Origin of the sequence: Chryseobacterium sp. OSA05B (assembly GCF_019970065.1) — a bacterium.
In the GTDB taxonomy this organism is placed as follows: Bacteria; Bacteroidota; Bacteroidia; order Flavobacteriales; family Weeksellaceae; genus Chryseobacterium.
In genome coordinates this window covers 405076-422875 of record NZ_JAHXYH010000003.1, presented here as the reverse complement: position 1 = coordinate 422875, position 17800 = coordinate 405076, and the positions used below count along the sequence as shown (strand labels likewise).

The following is a 17800-nucleotide window of genomic DNA, read 5'->3' as shown; positions in this document are numbered from 1 at the left end:
TAATTTATATTTTGGATGGGTGTGGTCTACTTTTCAATAATGATTTTTCGGGTGACGCTGTTCTGATCAGATTTTACAGTCACCATATACGTTCCGTTGGTCAGTCCGGAGGTATTCATTTTCTTTGCGTTTTCTGCATTTAAAATCAATCGCCCATTCATATCACTGATCTCTACTTTGAAATCTTTGTGATCCTTCGGAAGCTCAATATGAAGCACATCTTGCGCCGGATTAGGATAGATTTTGATGGTTTCCAATGAATTTTCAGCCTGTACATCATCTGTTGCTAACGTGGTAACGGATGCTACGGCAAAATGCTGCAATGCCCCTAAAGCTGCTTTTCCGGCATTGAAAACATATACGGGATCTACATTCGCGAAAGTATCATTGACCGTATGTTCATTATTACTTCTTGTGGTTTCGTAAAAACCTGTAATAATATCCCCTTTATTTTCAAAGGGTATATAATCGGAGTTATAGGCATGAGACATGCTCGGCTGAAGCGGGGAGTACAAGGTGGTACAAGCCGCTAACTGTTGCGTCATGGCTAATGAGGTAGCGTTATTTCCTGACTGACCGCTCTGATCGCTTTCACAATTAATATTTGTATTTGCATTCCCTATTTTTCCACCTACCTGATCGATATTGAATACCACTTTCAGAGTGAGCTGACGTGTATTGTTTTGGAAAACAACGTTATTGACGTAATGGGAGCTTCCCAGATAACCTTGTTCTTCTCCTGAAAAATGAATGAATTTTACGGAATATTCTGTAGGAACATCTTTCAAAATTCTCGCCGCTTCCAGCAAAATAGAGGTTCCACTGCCGTTATCACTCACGCCGGGACCTACTACTGTATCGTAGTGACCACAAATGATCACATACGTGTTAGGGTAAACGGTTCCTGTTTTGGTTATAATTAAATTTTTGGATGTATTTCCGTTATAGGTAAAGCTGTCTTCGGTAATCTGACCGGCGCTATATCCAAAGGTTTGATATTGTGCTTTAAGCCAGTTCAGGGTATTGGTGTTCTCTGCAGAACCCGTAGTTTTGATGCCGAGATTGGCAAAACTCTGAAGATTTGCTGTAATATTGGTTTGAGATACTTTATCTACTCTGGTTTGATAAGCCTGTATAAAATTCTGGCCCTGAAGACTATAAGCTGATAAAGAAAGGAGTAAAATAGTCGTTATTTTTTTCACTTTTCACTGAAGTTTTAAAGATTTAATAATTCAGCAAATGTAGATAATAAAAACCAATTTTATTTTATGCAAAAAGGAAAATTCACTTATTGAACTTTATTTTTTTTTATAGGTTTAAAATGATGAAATTTAATCTATTATATAGGTTTTTTAATGAAAAATAATAATTATTATTAGTGGGGTGCAAAAAAATCCCGAGCATAGCCCGGGATTATATTGATAACAAAAAATTCTACATTATTTTACTTGATCTACAACTGCTTTGAAAGCTTCAGGGTGATTCATTGCTAAATCTGCTAAAACTTTTCTGTTAAGCTCAACGTTGTTCTTCTTAAGAGCTCCCATAAATTGAGAGTAAGACATTCCATGCTCTCTGGCACCCGCGTTGATACGAGTAATCCAAAGTGATCTGAAGTTTCTCTTTTTCTCTTTTCTTCCACGGTAAGCATATTGCATTGCTTTTTCTACCGCGTTTTTAGCTACAGTCCAAACGTTCTTTCTTCTACCGAAAAAACCTTTAGCTTGCTTAATAATTTTCTTTCTGCGAGCTCTTGAAGCTACTGCATTTACTGATCTTGGCATAATTTAAATTGTTTTTTTGAAATGTGCGGTAATTGTTTCATTACTCTTAGTGGCTCCATTTCAGGGTTAAATTGTTGAATTTGTTTGAATTCTTATAAACCGAATATAGATTTATAAAAACTACTTAATGGCTAATTGACGTAGAACGCTTTTTGTATCCACAGCGGAAACATAAGAAGTTTGCGTAAGATTTCTCTTCTGCTTAGTTTCTTTCTTAGTTAAGATGTGGCTTTTGAAAGCATTTTTTCTTTTAATCTTCCCAGTTCCGGTAAGTTTAAAACGCTTTTTAGCACCTGATTTCGTTTTTAATTTTGGCATTGTTCTGCTTTTTTATTGTTTTGTTATCAATATCTAGTCCTTGATTCCTTTGTAATACTCAGGAATTACAGTTGGCAAAGATACAAAAAAAATTAATCCAAACTTTCATTATCTGTGATTTTATCAGAGATATGAAAAAGCCGTCTCTGGTGAGAAACGGCTGTGGGTAAAAAATTAAGGTTTATAAGAAGTCTTCAACGATGATGTCGTTTCTTTCTTCATTATTTCCACCTAAAATAACTTTAATTCTGAATCCTGATTCAATTGCTGCTCCTGTTCTTGAATAGAGCTGAAGCTTAACATGCGGATTAGCAACATGATAATTAACTGCCGTATTGGAGCTCCAAAGAGGATTTCCGTCCCTGTAAATAACCATATTTCCATCGTTTTGTACAATAAGCCTTGGAGTACCTGAGCTTCTGTATGTATTTGAATGCCAGATTACAGTATTAAGCCCTGGTCTTTCTCTGTATAATACCAGATTATTATCCGTCTGCATAATGAATCGGTAAGTACTGCCGTTATATTCCATGCTGATGGATTGTCCCGCTTCTAATACCTGAGGATGATTGGTGCTTTCCTTTAAAAGCTTATAACGGTTGAGATCCAGAATACCACGGGATGTATTGCTTTTATCAAGAGAAGTATGCTTTTCAGCTTGTGCATTCATATTCGTGCTATCAAGAACATCATCCTGAGCACAAGATGCAAGAAGCATAGGAAGACTTAATAAAGTCAGTAATTTAATTTTCATTAGTATAATTTAACGCTGCAAATATAGAAAATGCAATGTTAAATCACAAATACGAGATTAATATAATTGCAATAAAGCGTTTATTAATGGTATTTAACGATTGTAATTAAGACACCTTTAAGTGTATTTAAATAAAAAACCGCCATTGTTTTAAATGACGGTTTCAAAATTTTATAGTACAAATTTATTATGACTGAAAAAATGATAATAAATCTTTATTAATTGTTTCTGCTTCTGTAGTTGGCATTCCATGCGGAAAACCGGGATAAGAAATTAATTTTCCGTTTTTAAGAAGGGTAGCGGCTATTTTACCGGTAGTTTCAAAAGGAACGATCTGATCATCTTCACCATGAAGAACCAAAACAGGAACTTCGGTGCTCTTAAGGTCTTGTGTGAAATCAGTTTCAGAAAAAGCTTTAACACAGTCATAATGAGCTTTGATGGATCCCATCATTCCCTGTCTCCACCAGTTTCTCTGGATGCCTTCGGAAATTTTAGCACCTTCTCTGTTGTATCCGTAAAAAGGGAAGGTAAGATCGATATAGAATTGCTGTCTGTGATTGGCCGTATTGTTACGGATATCATCGAAAACGGAAATCGGGACACCATTCGGGTTATTTTCGTTTTGAACCATAATTGGAGTAACGGCACTTATCAAAACAGCTTTTGCAACTCTTCCTTTGCCGTGTTGTGCCACATAACGTATCACTTCACCGCCTCCTGTAGAATGTCCTACGTGGATGACGTCTGTAAGGTTCAATGCGGTCACAATTTCGTCAACATCTGATGCGTAAGTATCCATATCGTGTCCTTCAGGCGTCTGTTCAGATCTTCCGTGACCTCTTCTGTCGTGAGCAATTACTCTGTACCCTTTCTCTAAAAAGAATAGCATCTGCGCATCCCAGTCATCGCTGGATAATGGCCATCCGTGGTGAAAAAATACAGGTTGTCCTTTTCCCCAGTCTTTGTAATAAATCTCCGTTCCGTCTTTTAATGTAAGTGTGCTCATTGTTTTTCCTGATTTAAATTATTAATAATATAATAAATATTGTTGTTTGCTAATTACACTACAAATGTATACTTATATCTTTCATTGGATATTGATATAGGTTAATATTTAATAATAACTTAATAATTTTAAAAAAATAAAAAACCTCAAAGTAATTTGAGGTTTTATATATAGGAAACAGACTTTACGCCTATTAAAACTATTTAGCTGGTTTTTTAGGACTCATCATCATGATCATTCTCTTTCCTTCAAGCTTAGGCAGCTGATCTACTTTTCCAACGTGCTCGAGTTCCTGAGCAAGTTTTAGAAGCAAAATTTCTCCCTGGTCTTTAAAGATAATTGAACGTCCCTTAAAAAATACGTAGGTTTTCAATTTTGACCCTTCTTCAAGGAATTTTTCAGCATGTTTCTTCTTAAATTCATAATCGTGATCATCTGTCTGAGGTCCGAAACGGATCTCCTTTACAACCACTTTTATTTGCTTAGCTTTTAGTTCCTTCTGCTTTTTCTTTTGCTCGTATAAAAACTTTTTATAGTCTAATATCCTTGCAATGAAAGGTTCAGCCTTATCCGAAATTACCACTAAATCCAATTCTTGTTCCGTAGCAAGTTGTCTTGCTTTGTCGATTGGAAAAATTCCCGGCTCTACGTTATCGCCCACTAAACGAAGCTCTCTCACACGAATTTTATCGTTGATCAAGTGTAAGTCCTCCTGTACAGGACGTCTCTGTGGGCCCCTGTTGTTAAATCTTTGTGCTATTGTATTATAATTTTATTGGTTAATTACTTATCTATCTTTCTAAATTTAAGGATTAAAAAATTTAAATCATTTTTAAAGATGAATCTAAACTCAATAATCTTTAAGCTTTTTTAATTTTTAAATCTTTTAATAATTTAGATTTTATATCGCTGCTTCTTTCTTAAAGTAAGAAACAAAATCCTCCATATTCATCACTCCTAAATCTCCTTCTCCACGTCTTCTTACAGAAATTGTGCCGTCATTCTCTTCATTTTCACCTACAACGAGCATGAATGGGATTTTCTTCAATTCCGCATCACGGATCTTTTTCCCTGTTTTCTCATTTCTGTCGTCAATCAAACCGCTAATATCGTGATTTTCCAAAAATTGTGAAACTTTTTTTGCATAATCTACGTATTTTTCACTGATCGGAAGAATAATGAACTGATCCGGGCTCAGCCATAACGGGAAGTCACCAGCAGTATTCTCCAGCAGGATCGCGATAAAACGCTCCATAGATCCGAATGGTGCTCTGTGGATCATCACCGGTCTATGCTTCTCATTATCGTTTCCGATATAGTGAAGATCAAATCTTTCCGGTAAGTTATAATCTACCTGGATCGTTCCTAACTGCCATTTTCTTCCCAAAGCATCTTTCACCATGAAATCCAGTTTAGGACCGTAGAATGCAGCTTCACCATATTCCACGATAGTCTTCAGTCCTTTTTTCTCTGCCGCATTGATGATGGCATTTTCGGCTTTTTCCCAATTTTCATCAGAACCGATATATTTTTCTCTGTTATCAGGATCTCTCAACGAAACCTGGGTAACAAAATCTTCAAAACCTAATGATTTGAACACATAAAGCGTTAAATCGATTACTTTTTCAAATTCCTCTGAAAGTTGATCTGGAGTACAGAAAAGGTGAGCATCATCCTGAGTAAATCCACGCACTCTTGTCAGCCCGTGAAGCTCTCCACTTTGCTCATATCTGTAAACCGTACCGAATTCTGCATATCTCTTCGGAAGGTCTCTGTAGCTCCATTGTGAAGTTTTGTAGATTTCACAGTGGTGAGGGCAGTTCATAGGCTTCAGCATGAATTCTTCGCCTTCATTTGGTGTTTTGATCGGCTGGAAGCTGTCTGCACCGTATTTATCCCAGTGTCCTGAAGTTACATAGAGTTCTTTTGACCCGATATGCGGAGACATTACAAATTCATAACCTCCTTTTTTCTGAGCATCAGAAAGGAAATTTTCTAACTTTCTTCTTAAAGCGGTTCCTTTTGGCAACCATAATGGAAGGCCTGCACCCACTTTTTCAGAGAACGCAAAAATTCCAAGTTCTTTACCCAGTTTTCTGTGATCTCTTCTTTTAGCTTCTTCAAGTCTTTCAAGATATTCAGTAAGTTCTTTCTGTTTAGGGAAAGAAATACCGTAAACTCTTGTCAGCTGAGGATTTTTTTCATTTCCTCTCCAGTACGCTCCGGCTGCATTTAAAATTTTAACCGCTTTCACGATTCCTGTATTAGGAATATGTCCTCCACGACATAAATCGGTGAAGTTGTCATGAGTTACAAAAGTGATCTCTCCGTCATTAAGATTAGAGATAAGCTCTACTTTGTAAGGGTTGTCTGCATATGTTTTTAATGCTTCTTCTTTAGATACAGGGTATAGAGAGAATGTTGAACCTTTCTTGGCATTTTCCAAAACTTTCTTTTCAATCTTCTCAAAATCCTTTTCAGATAAACTCTCGTCCCCGAAATCTACATCATAATAGAAACCACTTTCAATCGCAGGTCCGATGGTTAGCTTAGCATCAGGATAAAATTCAAGGATAGCCTGCGCCAGTAAGTGGGCAGAAGAATGCCAGAACGCTTTCTTTCCAAGATCATCATTCCATGTTAACAATTGTACCGTTGAATCCGTGGTTATAGGTGTGGTCGTTTCTACTTGTTTGCCGTTTACAACTGCAGAAATGGTATTTCTAGCCAATCCCTCACTGATAGATTTTGCCACATCTAGAGGAGTAACTTCTCCCTCGAATTCTTTGACACTATTGTCTGGAAGTGTAATTTTTATCATTGTTTACTAAGAAATTTTAAGATGCAAAAATACGCATTTTTTAAATAATATGCTATTTTTAAAGTATATTTGAAATAAGAATTACGGTTGAATCTCCAAATTTCGATTCATGATTTTAAATGTATTCCTCCCCAATCTAAATTTTCCGTAGAAAAACACCCTCGAATTTTCGGTATTTTGCAGCAGTAAGGCTGTGGAAATGAGGTGGTTATGCTTTAAAGTGAGGTGTGAATTTGAGAGATAGAACTGATAAAATGAACGATGATATGAAAAACTTTAATATTGATCTGCACTGCGATCTGTTATGCCATTTATTAAGCCAAGGCGCTACAATTGATGATAAAGAGCTGGGATGTTCGCTTCCTTATTTAAAAGAAGGCCATGTAAAACTCCAGGTGATGGCTATTTATTCAGCAACCGGAGCCGGTAGTACAGCTTATGGATCCAGACAGGCTGAACTATTTTCTGACCTATTGAAAAACGAAAATTTCTTCTTATTCGAAGGCGAAAACTATAAAAATCCTGAGAATGAAAACAAGGTGGGAGTGATCGCTTCTATTGAAAATGCTTCTGGATTTTGTGGGGAAGACGATTCCTTGGATTCCGGGTTTAAAAACCTGGATGCAATGATTGAAAAAACACAGAAAATTATCTATCTGGGAATTACCCATCACACTGAAAACCGTTTTGGCGGCGGAAACAATACCGATGCCGGATTGAAAGAGGACGGAAAAATCCTGATCGACTATATTTCAGACAAGAGAATTCCTATCGATCTTGCGCATACAAGCGATCAGCTGGCTTATGGCATTCTTAATTATATAGACCAGAAAAATTACAATATTCCTATTCTGGCCAGCCATTCCAATTACCGTGTAGTTCATGACAAAAACAGAAACCTTCCTGATGAGCTGGCGAAAGAAGTGATTAAAAGAAAAGGTCTGATTGGTCTGAATTTTATTCGAAACTGTGTGGATGAAACCAACCCTGAGGTGTTGTATGAACATGTTCAGTACGGACTGGATCTTGGAGCAGAAGATGCCATTGCCTACGGTGCCGATTTCTTCTTTTGCAAAAACCATCCTGATAAATCACGTTTTCCGATTTTCTTTGAAGGATATGATGATGCTTCTGCTTTTAATTCAATCAATGCGAGACTTGAAAAAGACTTCTCTACAGAATTAATGGAAAAGATCAGCTATAAAAATGCTTTGAATTTTATTGAAAGGATATAGAATATTAGGAGATGGTGGCTTCGAGTTCTTTAGCCACCATTATTCTGTAATTTTAATTGAATATTCCAACGGAATAACTGGCATTCCGATTGGTGGCTGAGGCACTCGAAGCAAGCATGACACTTCGGTAAAGCTCGTTTTTTAACTCTTCCTCTTATACTTTACTTTCTGCTTGATAATCTCAATCACATCCACATTTTTCACTTTAGACTGCACCCATCCATGGATATCAATATAAAATAGTGATCTCCTGTAATATTCATTTTTGGAAAAGCCATCAAGCACTTGATCAAAAGCCTCAAAAGCTTTCTGGTGCTGATCTAATACCAGATTGTTGATGTTTTTGAAAAACTGAATGCTTTCAAAATGAAAGGCTTCCGGTTTTTTCATTTTTCGGGCAAACTTCAGGGTAGAATTAATGAATTCATCGTAGTCTTCATCATTCCCGGATTCGTATTTTGCCATTAAAATCAAGATCCTTGTATGGAATAGAAGATCTTCCTGAACGTTGCCTTTACACTCAACAACCTTCATGGAATATTCGATGGATTTTTTAAACTTTTTGCTTCCGAAAAACATGGCTGCCATTTTCAGATAAAGGATCATAAAATGGTGCTCGTCAATTTTTTCCCGAAGCCTTTCCATTTTCAGTTCTATCTCAGGAATAAGTTTTGTCCCTGTAAAAAATTCACCTTTTACAAAATGAATGTTCATTAAAGTATTGTAATGGGTAAGAAAGATCAGTGCCTGCAGATTTTCATTCTGTGCAAAATTCTGGGAATTCACCATGGTATTGAAATTCTCAAAATGTTCTTCCAGAATATCAATATTCCCATACATGAAAAGGATTTTCAACAGATAAGTGTTTCCTTTGATGTACCAAACCGGATGACTGATGATCATCTCCGGTTTTTTATGGAACAGATCTACCCACTGATAGGCATATTTCAGCGTGTATTTGTAATCCTGCAGTAACTGGTTTTTCCAGACATGAGCTTTGAAATACCAAAGTTTTTCCGTGAAATTCAGTTGATCTAGTTTAATTTTCTTAATCTGATCATTGAACAGGTTCAATACTTTTTCCCGGTCTGTATCATTTTTTACATAGCCATACGTCAGCATTTCACTGTATAATTTCAGAGAAAGATTGGAAAGTTCCGTCGCATAATGATTCTGTCGGCTGATCTCGGTAGACTGCTCGATCAGTTCTTCGGCACGGCCTTCAATGCTTCTCGTAATAAACTGTGACTCAATGACTTTTTCAAGATTGATGATCTCTGAAGCAATGCTTTTTTCATCCAGCTCCAAGGCAGACTGTTTGGTTTTATCCAGTATTTTTAAAGCCTGTTTATAAAGCCCTTTCTGGTAAAGAATATTCGCAAAGTCAAGCTGCTCACGAAGCTGTATCCTGTAGTTCTGATGACTTGGGTTCATTCGTAGGCTCACAAGAATCTGTTTGTACAAATGGGCTTTCAGGTTGGAAAGCTGCTGTTTGGTGGAAATTTTTTTCTCTATGATGATCTGCTCATCATATTCCTTCATCTTATCCAGTTCTGAAAAAAGGAGCAGAAATTTGGCATCCACATTAATTCCGAGACGGTTCACGTACAGTCTGAACTGACGTTTTTCAGATGTAGTTAATGACTTAATCAGGACAAACAAAAAATCTTTCTGCAATTCTGCCATTGTAAATTTATAAAATGTAATAAATTGATTATTAAATGAATGTGGTTGTTTTGTCAGCTGTTGAATATTGTAATTTTCAGAAAAGATGAAAACGTAAAAATATTGTAAGCGGTAGTTTTGATCAAAATTAAGTAAAAAACTTCATTATGAATTCCGAAAAAATCGAAATTTTTGATACTACGCTGAGGGATGGGGAACAGGTTCCCGGATGTAAACTGAATACAAAGCAAAAACTGATTATAGCAGAAAGGCTCGATAAGCTAGGGATTGATGTAATAGAAGCTGGTTTCCCGATTTCAAGTCCGGGTGATTTTGAATCGGTGTCAGAAATTTCAAAGCTCGTTAAAAATGCCAAAGTCTGCGGATTGACAAGAGCCAACAAAAAAGACATAGATGTAGCCGCAGAAGCATTAAGATATGCTAAAAGGCCACGAATTCATACAGGAATCGGGACTTCTGATTCTCACATTCAGTATAAATTCAATTCAACCCGTGAAAATATTCTGGAACGTGCTGTTGAAGCTGTAAAATACGCTAAAAGCTACGTAGAAGATGTGGAATTTTATGCAGAAGATGCCGGAAGAACCGACAATGCCTATCTCGCAAGAGTTTGTGAGGAAGTGATCAAAGCAGGAGCCACTGTTTTAAATATTCCGGATACTACAGGATATTGTCTCCCGGAAGAATATGGTCAGAAAATCAAATACCTGAAAGAAAATGTAAAAGGCATTGAAAAAGCAATCATTTCGTGCCATTGCCATAATGATCTGGGACTTGCGACAGCCAATTCCATCGCAGGAGCAGTCAATGGAGCCCGTCAGATCGAATGCACCATCAACGGGTTGGGAGAGAGAGCTGGAAACACAGCTTTGGAAGAAGTAGTGATGATCTTAAAACAGCATAAGGATTTAAACTTTCACACCGATATCAATTCAAAAATGCTGAATGAGATGAGTGTCATGGTCTCCGATCTGATGGGAATGCCGGTACAGCCTAATAAAGCTATTGTCGGAGCCAATGCTTTTGCCCACAGTTCTGGAATTCATCAGGATGGAGTGATTAAAAACAGGGAAACTTATGAAATCATAGATCCTGCAGAAGTGGGAGTGAATGCTTCGTCGATTATTCTTACCGCGAGAAGCGGTCGTTCAGCATTAGCGTATCGTTTTAAACATATTGGCTTCGATATCACTAAAAACGAACTTGATTTCTTGTATCAGGAGTTTTTAAAGGTTGCTGATCTTAAAAAAGAAGTGAAAAACGATGATCTGTACATGATCATGGAAGTCTGCAGCCGTAAAATAGTATAGGGATTGATTTTAATATTGAATATGGATAATAATAGAAAGACACTTTTTGATAAAGTTTGGGATGCTCACGTTGTAGAAACGGTCCCCGACGGACCTCAAATCATTTATATAGACAAACATCTGATCCATGAGGTAACCAGCCCTCAGGCTTTTGCAGAACTGGAAGCTAGAAATCTTGAAGTTTTCAGACCCAAACAGATCGTAGCTACGGCAGATCACAATGTTCCGACTCTGAATCAGGAGCAGCCTATCCGGGATGAATTATCCAGAAACCAGGTAGAGCAACTTACAGAGAATTGTAAAAAAAATAATGTTGAATTATTCGGACTGGGGCACCAGTATCAGGGAATCGTACACATTATCGCTCCTGAGCTGGGCATTACTCAACCCGGAATGAGTATCGTTTGCGGAGACAGTCATACTTCTACGCACGGTGCATTTGGCGCGATTGCTTTCGGTATCGGAACCAGCCAGGTGGCGCAGGTTTTTGCCAGCCAATGTCTGTTGCTCAATAAGCCTAAATCTATGAGAATCACAGTCAATGGAAAACTGAATGATCATGTTCAGCCAAAAGATGTGATTCTGTATATTATCTCTAAAATCGGAACCGACGGCGGGACAGGATATTTCTGTGAATATGCCGGAAATGTTTTCGAAGAAATGTCGATGGAAGGAAGAATGACCGTCTGTAATATGAGCATTGAAATGGGAGCCAGAGGCGGAATGATTGCTCCAGATGAAACAACATTTGAATACGTAAAAGGAAGAACATTTGCGCCGAAAGGTGAGGAATGGACTGATAAACTTGGCTATTGGAAAACGCTGAAAACCGATGAAGGAGCCGTTTTTGATAAAGAATTAACCTTTGATGCCTCAGATATATTTCCGATGATCACTTACGGAACCAACCCAGGAATGGGAATTTCAGTACATGAAGTTATTCCGGTGCCACAGAATGAATCTGAAGAAAAAGCACTTCAGTATATGGGACTGAAAGCCGGACAGGAAGTTTCAGGGATTAAAGTACATCATGTATTTATCGGAAGCTGTACCAATGCCAGGATAGAAGATTTCCGCTCTGCCGCTCAGTATATTAAAGGAAAAAATAAATCAGAAAGTGTAAAAGCCCTGATCGTTCCGGGTTCTCAGCAGGTTGTTAAGCAGATCTATGATGAAGGTTTGGATAAAATTTTCAATGATGCAGGATTCCAGATCCGTCAACCGGGATGTTCAGCGTGTTTGGCCATGAATGATGATAAGATTCCGGAAGGTGAATATTGTGTTTCTACTTCCAACCGGAATTTCGAAGGCAGACAGGGACAGGGAGCAAGAACGATCCTCGCCAGCCCGCTTACGGCAGCCAAAGCAGCGATAGAAGGTAGAATTTCAGCTTTTGAGAGCTTAAACTAAAAGATTTGACAGACTAATGCAAAAATTAAAACGTATAAAATCCCGCGCGGTACCCTTACCGGCAGAAAATATAGATACAGATCAGATTATTCCTGCAAGATTCCTGAAAAGCATTGACAGAAAGGGCTTTGGAGAAAATCTTTTCAGAGACTGGAGGCTTAATATGCATACAGGAGAACCGAATCCTGATTTTGTATTAAACAACACCAAATACAGTGGAGAAATCCTGGTTGCCGGAAATAATTTCGGTTGTGGAAGCAGCAGGGAGCATGCCGCCTGGTCTTTGACAGATTATGGCTTCAAAGTCATTGTATCAAGTTATTTTGCGGATATTTTTAAAGGAAATGCCTTAAATAACGGACTTCTTCCTGTAAAAGTTTCAGAAGAATTTTTAAAGGAAATTTTAAAAAATACTACAGAAAACCCTGAATCCGAAATTGATGTAAACGTAGAACAGCAGACCATCAGCTTTAACGGAAAGACAGAAACTTTTGAACTTGATTCCTATAAAAAAATATGCCTTCTCAACGGCTATGACGATATTGATTTTTTAATCAGCAAAAAACAGGCGATAAAACAGTTTGAACTAAAAACACAAAAGTATGAGCAACAGTTATTTTAAAATTGCGGTCCTTCCCGGAGACGGGATCGGTCCGGAAGTAGTCGGTGAAAGCATTAAAATACTGGATGCTGTAGCGGAGGTTTTTAAATGTAATTTTCAGTTTTCCTATGGATTAATGGGTGCTGAGGCCATTTTTAAAACAGGTAACCCGCTGCCTGATGAAACATTGAAGATCTGTAAAGATTCTGATGCAGTGCTGTTTGGAGCTATCGGAGATCCGCTTTTCGACAATAATCCTGAAGCTAAAGTAAGGCCTGAACAGGGTTTGTTGAAACTCCGTAAAGAACTGGGATTGTATGCGAACATTAGACCTTTGAAAACCTATGCTTCACTGATTGACAAGAGCCCTTTAAAAAGAGAGATCATTGAAGGAACGGATATTCAGATTTTCAGAGAGCTGGTGAGCGGAATTTATTTCGGTGAAAAATTTACAGATCCCGATGGCAAATATGCCTACGATGTCTGTAAATACAGCACGGAAGATATTATTCCTATTGCACATATGGCTTTCAAGGAGGCAGAAAAAAGAAAGAAAAAACTGACATTGATTGACAAAGCCAATGTTTTGGATACTTCCAGACTTTGGAGAAAGATCTGTCAGAAAATAGCGTCACAATATCCTGATGTGGAGCTGAATTATATGTTTGTAGATAATGCAGCGATGCAGCTGGTTCTTAATCCGAAACAGTTTGACGTGATTCTGACAGAAAATATGTTCGGGGATATTATTTCTGATGAAGCAAGTGTTATCGGGGGTTCTATCGGGCTTCTTCCTTCTGCATCAATAGGTGAGGAGAATGCACTGTTTGAACCTATTCACGGTTCTTATCCACAAGCGAAAGGAAAAGGTATTGCCAATCCCGTAGCTTCTATTTTAAGCACAGCCATGTTGCTTGATTATCTTGAGCTTCCAGAAGCAGCAGAAAAATTGAGAAGAGCGGTAGAGCATGCTATTGAAAATAGGTATGTGACAGTAGATCTTAATTCGGAGCAGCATTATTCCACGAGTGAAGTGGGAAGTTTTATTGCAGATTATATCAAGTACTCTGAGAAATCCTATTATAATTTCGAGAATATTAAAATCGGAAAATCCACCATCGTATGATCATTTAAGTCCATATAATAATAGATTAGAAAGAGAGGTTCTGTTCATTCATTTGAGCGGAATCTTTCTGTTTCTGACTGCTTACTATTTATTTTTTTAACCACAAAAGTCACAAAAGTTGTAAGGTCAGTTAAGAAAAAATCAAATGATTTTTTAATCTGGACATCTTAAAGCGAAGTTAAACCTTAAGATTCTTACAACCTTAATAAGGCTTAATGGTTAAAAATTTTCAATAGCTAAGGGGTTTAATTACTAATAAAAAAGGTTCCACTCAAGCGAGCAGAACCTTTTGGTTTATTTTTTAGTATTATCCGTTTTTCCCGATTTGTTTTTGGAGGATTTCTGAACATCTTCTTTGTCAATATCAGGTGGATTGCTTTTCTCTGAGGAAGCAGGAATATTTTGAAAATCCTCATTCTGTTTTTTCGTTTCTGCTGAATTGGCAGATTCCTTCTTTTTGTTGTCTTCTGAATTCATAGCTTTAAATTTTTAGAGTCCTAAAACACCGAGCTTGCCGGTTTCATCTTCTATAGTATAATTCAAAGCTTTTGCCAAAACGAAAATATTATTAAGATTTTCCATTAATTGTTTGCGCCCTTCAGTTCTCAGCTGGTTCTGATTAACAGAATTAATGGCGGTTTCCTTTGCTTTCTGGGTCACATTTTTAATGTCCTTTTCCGAAATTCTGTTGAAGAAAGAATCATCCAGCGACTGAATCTCAACGCTTGGCGTAATTCTGATGTCTGCATCAGGAAGTGCCGTAATCACCAGTTTCTTGTTGATGGAATCTACTTCGATCTTCATTTTATTAAGATCATAAGAAACCTGCGCATTGGTTTTGGTGTACGTAATAATGCTGTTGTTTGAAACTTCTTTTCCAAACACTTCATAGCCCATTTTCGTTTTCTGCATGCTGGAGATATCCTGCTCCATGACGACCATTTTATTCATCTTGGAAATCTGGTTGGTCAGGATATAGTAATCTGACTTCTCCGTCTTTTCGCTTAGATTAAAACATGATTTAAGCCCGAAGAACAGGATCAGCATAACGAGAATTCCCGCTGCGAATGATATAATTATTTTGTAATTTCTCAACACTATTTGCCAAAGATTTCTTTGATTACAGAACTGTCGTCTTTTTTCACAATTTCAACCAGGTCTCTTTCGATATATCCGGAGGTAGGCATTTCTATGATTCTTCCGATCTCCTTACCATATTTTTCTACGATAATAGTCGGAACCTTCTGAATATTGTAACGTACTTCATCTCCGGTGGGAGATTCTTTTTTACGGTTCACCGCAATGATTGTGACTTTATTATCAGGATATTTCAATTCTTCCAGGATTTTCATCAGTCTTGGGAAATCTCTGTGGCTGTCCTCACACCAGGTTCCCATGAAAACAACCAGTGAATAGCTATTGAATTTGGCTTTTCTAAGTTGATCCACAGCTTTCTGGTCGATAGCATATTCGTCATGCTCTTTCACATACCAGTCTGCATAGGGAGCTTTTAAGAACTGTTCTTTAAATTGGTTTCCTAAAAGCATTTTACCGTCATTCTGAGTCTCTACTTCACGGTTCATCACCACTTTTTGGGCGCTGAACTGCTGCGAAGCCAGAAAAAGACCTGAAACGGCAACAATATGGGCAATAAATTTTTTCATATTATTTTTCGATAATTGTTTTTAAATCTGCAGGGGAGTAGTACTTATTCTTAAGAACTTTATGATCTGCTTTTCTGTAGACATTAAATTTCTCTCCTGATTTTTCATAAAAAGATTCTACTCCTTTTTCTTTATAGAATGCTACAGTTTCCTCTGCCTGTTCTTCATTATCGCAAGCTTTAGACATATTGGAACGCTGTACTTCGTTGAATAGCTCTACAAATTTACTGCCAAGTCCGAATTCAAGGACAGCACCGCTTAATACATACTGAAGATCACACAGGGCATCAGCAATTTCTACGATATCATTGTCAGCAATAGCCTGCTTCAGTTCATTTAATTCTTCCTGCAAAAGTTCAACTCTGAGGTTACATCTTTCCTGAGAAGGGATCTGTGGTGTATCTAAAATAGGGGCTTTAAAAGTGGTGTGGAATTCTGCAACTTGGTTCAGACTGTCAATTTTATCCATGAATTTTATTATTTACAGCAAAGATAGAAAACGATTTTGGAAAATTTGTAATGGAGACTGCATATTGTGGTTCATAGGTCCATGAAAAATCCACAGCCTGAAAACTGTGGATTTGTTATGAATGATTTTCTGAATTAAAGTATTCAAGAAGAAAGTTTATGTACTGTATTCAAATAAATTATTCCGAATCCTCATATTTCCAGACCCCTGAGATATTTAATAGGGTCAGCCCCGGTTGCTTTTCCCCGTAGCTGAATACGCAAATGTACTTTGAGTGGCATGATTCACATTGAGTTCCGAAATATAAGGTCGGCAAATCAGCTACCGTTAATTCTCCAAAATGAATCATTCTTTCTGAAGTTTTCGTTACTATTTTATTTTCGAATAATTCTGTTTTAGATAGCACTTTATCCTCATTATAAATCTGAAAGATCGGAAATCCTGATTCGTAAGGCTTTATTGTAATGGTATTGGCATTGCCGCATTGACAACAGGTGAATGTCGTTACGGCAGCCGGAATAATTTCATCATTGCTGAAAAAATTCTTTGCGATAAGGGCCTGCTGGCCAATTGTTATTTTTTTTGATATTGAATACATGTAATTTATTTATTGCTGGATTACTGTACCTGCTAAGTTATTATATTTTCCGCTTGGACTTCTTTTGATTGTAATTTTTATGTATCCTTCCTGGGCAAGTTTGTTCCAGGTTTTCTGATAACCCGTGGTGATATCGATCGGAATTTTCCACATGGTCTGTTTGCCGCCTCCAGCTTGATTAAACCATGGAATCACATCTGCTACCTGAGATTTGAAAGGCAGTAAATTATTCAGAACATCTATTTCATAATAGAAATCATATTTGTTTTCAGGCTGATTTAATGCTCTTTGCGTAAAAGTATAAACATACCCGTTGATGATAGGACTGGTAAAACTGCCTCCCAAAGTAGGAATTCCGTTTCCGTCATAGTTGCCGACAGCGCCACTGTATCTGTCGAATTTTTGCCCGGCCAGGAAAGGAACATCATCGTAGATATTATATCCGCCGTTAGCAGGCGGCCAGCCACCATTCAGATTATTGGCATTAAAAAGCGCTTCCAGTTCGGTCCATTTACCAAGCTTGTACAGATCAAAGGCCTGATTTCTGATGGCTGGGGTTACAGTTCCGGCTGCATCATAAGTCAAAGCAAACTCATCTGCATTTTTATAAAATACATGCGTAACGGCTCCCGGATCAATGATGATCTCTTCATCGTTATCGGAGCTACAGGCAATTGAAAAAGAAGCAATTGCAAAAAAGAAAATGTACTTAAATAAGTGTTTCATAATAAAAGTTTTAATGGTTTTAGTTTTTTGAATAATTGTAATGTTGATCCTTCCTGTGGTCAAAATAGTTATCAAAGGCCGACGTTGGAAGGTGAAAATTACTGGTTTTCGAAAATACAACTTGAAAAGCTGCCTTATCGAATTTTATAATAACTGTCAGAAATGGAAGGTCCAATACCTGCAGAAAATTCAGTTTCAGAACTTACTTTTATAAAGCGGGTTCGGCGGTACAACAAGAGAATGATTTTGCGGGATAAATTTAAATCAAAAAATCAAATTGTGGTGAATA

Annotated in this window: 19 protein-coding genes; 5 read left to right on the top strand and 14 right to left on the bottom strand. The window is 37.4% G+C overall.

The annotated features are described in order from the left end of the window. Window positions 1-26 precede the first annotated feature (26 nt). The 7 genes from LC419_RS14120 to thrS form a co-directional block, all read right to left on the bottom strand. The gene (locus LC419_RS14120; protein WP_223607967.1) at window positions 27-1202 is read right to left on the bottom strand and encodes a M28 family peptidase; all 1176 of its coding nucleotides are present in this window, start codon (window positions 1200-1202) and stop codon (window positions 27-29) included. A gap of 237 nt (window positions 1203-1439) precedes the next feature. Continuing rightward, a complete protein-coding gene (gene rplT, locus LC419_RS14115; RefSeq protein ID WP_034705993.1) occupies window positions 1440-1784 on the bottom strand; it encodes a 50S ribosomal protein L20 in 345 nt (114 codons plus the stop codon). A gap of 120 nt (window positions 1785-1904) precedes the next feature. Beyond that, entirely contained in the window at window positions 1905-2102 is a 198-nt protein-coding gene (gene rpmI, locus LC419_RS14110) for a 50S ribosomal protein L35 (RefSeq protein ID WP_034705991.1), read from the bottom strand. Between the two features lie 181 nt (window positions 2103-2283). Then, complete coding sequence (locus LC419_RS14105) at window positions 2284-2856, bottom strand: hypothetical protein (RefSeq protein ID WP_223607966.1); 573 nt, start codon at window positions 2854-2856, stop codon at window positions 2284-2286. 187 nt (window positions 2857-3043) lie between these two features. Next, complete coding sequence (locus tag LC419_RS14100) at window positions 3044-3865, bottom strand: alpha/beta fold hydrolase (RefSeq protein ID WP_223607965.1); 822 nt, start codon at window positions 3863-3865, stop codon at window positions 3044-3046. Window positions 3866-4064: 199 nt separating this feature from the next. Further along, window positions 4065-4565 (bottom strand): translation initiation factor IF-3, encoded by a 501-nt coding sequence (gene infC, locus LC419_RS14095; RefSeq protein WP_175548907.1) that lies wholly within the window; start codon window positions 4563-4565, stop codon window positions 4065-4067. Window positions 4566-4766: 201 nt separating this feature from the next. Then, a complete protein-coding gene (thrS, locus tag LC419_RS14090) occupies window positions 4767-6686 on the bottom strand; it encodes a threonine--tRNA ligase (protein ID WP_223607964.1) in 1920 nt (639 codons plus the stop codon). 266 nt (window positions 6687-6952) lie between these two features. On the opposite strand from thrS, the gene LC419_RS14085 reads away from it, so the two are divergent. Further along, window positions 6953-7921, top strand: a complete 969-nt coding sequence (locus LC419_RS14085; RefSeq protein ID WP_223607963.1) for a dipeptidase — start codon at window positions 6953-6955, stop codon at window positions 7919-7921. 141 nt (window positions 7922-8062) lie between these two features. Here the strand turns inward: LC419_RS14085 and LC419_RS14080 are convergent, their stop codons facing one another. Then, window positions 8063-9607, bottom strand: coding sequence for a hypothetical protein (locus tag LC419_RS14080; protein WP_223607962.1), 1545 nt, complete (start codon window positions 9605-9607; stop codon window positions 8063-8065). 146 nt (window positions 9608-9753) lie between these two features. Here LC419_RS14080 and LC419_RS14075 point away from each other — a divergent pair, with 146 nt between their 5' ends. From LC419_RS14075 to leuB, 4 genes are read left to right on the top strand one after another with little or no spacing between them, the layout of a single operon-like run. Then, entirely contained in the window at window positions 9754-10917 is a 1164-nt protein-coding gene (locus LC419_RS14075; RefSeq protein WP_223607961.1) for a 2-isopropylmalate synthase, read from the top strand. A gap of 21 nt (window positions 10918-10938) precedes the next feature. Further along, window positions 10939-12327 carry a 3-isopropylmalate dehydratase large subunit gene (leuC, locus tag LC419_RS14070; protein WP_223607960.1) on the top strand — a complete coding sequence of 463 codons (1389 nt, stop codon included), beginning with the start codon at window positions 10939-10941 and terminating at the stop codon, window positions 12325-12327. A 16-nt stretch (window positions 12328-12343) separates the two neighbouring features. Continuing rightward, complete coding sequence (leuD, locus tag LC419_RS14065) at window positions 12344-12949, top strand: 3-isopropylmalate dehydratase small subunit (protein WP_223607959.1); 606 nt, start codon at window positions 12344-12346, stop codon at window positions 12947-12949. Further along, window positions 12930-14054 carry a 3-isopropylmalate dehydrogenase gene (leuB, locus tag LC419_RS14060; protein WP_223607958.1) on the top strand — a complete coding sequence of 375 codons (1125 nt, stop codon included), beginning with the start codon at window positions 12930-12932 and terminating at the stop codon, window positions 14052-14054. The genes leuD and leuB overlap by 20 nt, the downstream gene beginning before the upstream one ends. Window positions 14055-14348: 294 nt before the next feature. On the opposite strand, the gene LC419_RS14055 is transcribed toward leuB, so the two are convergent. The 6 genes from LC419_RS14055 to LC419_RS14030 form a co-directional block, all read right to left on the bottom strand. After that, window positions 14349-14531 carry a hypothetical protein gene (locus tag LC419_RS14055; protein WP_047455765.1) on the bottom strand — a complete coding sequence of 61 codons (183 nt, stop codon included), beginning with the start codon at window positions 14529-14531 and terminating at the stop codon, window positions 14349-14351. Between the two features lie 12 nt (window positions 14532-14543). Further along, on the bottom strand, window positions 14544-15149 hold the full coding sequence (locus LC419_RS14050; protein ID WP_223608243.1) for a DUF4230 domain-containing protein: 606 nt from the start codon (window positions 15147-15149) through the stop codon (window positions 14544-14546). A 2-nt stretch (window positions 15150-15151) separates the two neighbouring features. Further along, window positions 15152-15718 carry a thioredoxin family protein gene (locus LC419_RS14045; RefSeq protein ID WP_223607957.1) on the bottom strand — a complete coding sequence of 189 codons (567 nt, stop codon included), beginning with the start codon at window positions 15716-15718 and terminating at the stop codon, window positions 15152-15154. A gap of 1 nt (window position 15719) precedes the next feature. Then, window positions 15720-16187, bottom strand: a complete 468-nt coding sequence (locus tag LC419_RS14040; RefSeq protein WP_034730168.1) for a nucleoside triphosphate pyrophosphohydrolase family protein — start codon at window positions 16185-16187, stop codon at window positions 15720-15722. 178 nt (window positions 16188-16365) lie between these two features. Beyond that, on the bottom strand, window positions 16366-16785 hold the full coding sequence (locus LC419_RS14035; RefSeq protein ID WP_223607956.1) for a hypothetical protein: 420 nt from the start codon (window positions 16783-16785) through the stop codon (window positions 16366-16368). Between the two features lie 9 nt (window positions 16786-16794). Beyond that, on the bottom strand, window positions 16795-17511 hold the full coding sequence (locus tag LC419_RS14030; protein WP_223607955.1) for a glycohydrolase toxin TNT-related protein: 717 nt from the start codon (window positions 17509-17511) through the stop codon (window positions 16795-16797). Window positions 17512-17800: the final 289 nt, after the last annotated feature.

What these genes read in the sequence shown, in the direction of transcription:
- rplT (WP_034705993.1), bottom strand. Translation starts at nt 1,784, where the DNA reads ATGCCAAGATCAGTAAATGCAGTAGCTTCAAGAGCTCGCAGAAAGAAA.
- rpmI (WP_034705991.1), bottom strand. Translation starts at nt 2,102, where the DNA reads ATGCCAAAATTAAAAACGAAATCAGGTGCTAAAAAGCGTTTTAAACTT.
- LC419_RS14105 (WP_223607966.1), bottom strand. Translation starts at nt 2,856, where the DNA reads ATGAAAATTAAATTACTGACTTTATTAAGTCTTCCTATGCTTCTTGCA.
- LC419_RS14100 (WP_223607965.1), bottom strand. Translation starts at nt 3,865, where the DNA reads ATGAGCACACTTACATTAAAAGACGGAACGGAGATTTATTACAAAGAC.
- thrS (WP_223607964.1), bottom strand. Translation starts at nt 6,686, where the DNA reads ATGATAAAAATTACACTTCCAGACAATAGTGTCAAAGAATTCGAGGGA.
- LC419_RS14085 (WP_223607963.1), top strand. Translation starts at nt 6,953, where the DNA reads ATGAAAAACTTTAATATTGATCTGCACTGCGATCTGTTATGCCATTTA.
- LC419_RS14080 (WP_223607962.1), bottom strand. Translation starts at nt 9,607, where the DNA reads ATGGCAGAATTGCAGAAAGATTTTTTGTTTGTCCTGATTAAGTCATTA.
- LC419_RS14075 (WP_223607961.1), top strand. Translation starts at nt 9,754, where the DNA reads ATGAATTCCGAAAAAATCGAAATTTTTGATACTACGCTGAGGGATGGG.
- leuC (WP_223607960.1), top strand. Translation starts at nt 10,939, where the DNA reads ATGGATAATAATAGAAAGACACTTTTTGATAAAGTTTGGGATGCTCAC.
- leuD (WP_223607959.1), top strand. Translation starts at nt 12,344, where the DNA reads ATGCAAAAATTAAAACGTATAAAATCCCGCGCGGTACCCTTACCGGCA.
- leuB (WP_223607958.1), top strand. Translation starts at nt 12,930, where the DNA reads ATGAGCAACAGTTATTTTAAAATTGCGGTCCTTCCCGGAGACGGGATC.
- LC419_RS14055 (WP_047455765.1), bottom strand. Translation starts at nt 14,531, where the DNA reads ATGAATTCAGAAGACAACAAAAAGAAGGAATCTGCCAATTCAGCAGAA.
- LC419_RS14045 (WP_223607957.1), bottom strand. Translation starts at nt 15,718, where the DNA reads ATGAAAAAATTTATTGCCCATATTGTTGCCGTTTCAGGTCTTTTTCTG.
- LC419_RS14040 (WP_034730168.1), bottom strand. Translation starts at nt 16,187, where the DNA reads ATGGATAAAATTGACAGTCTGAACCAAGTTGCAGAATTCCACACCACT.
- LC419_RS14035 (WP_223607956.1), bottom strand. Translation starts at nt 16,785, where the DNA reads ATGTATTCAATATCAAAAAAAATAACAATTGGCCAGCAGGCCCTTATC.
- LC419_RS14030 (WP_223607955.1), bottom strand. Translation starts at nt 17,511, where the DNA reads ATGAAACACTTATTTAAGTACATTTTCTTTTTTGCAATTGCTTCTTTT.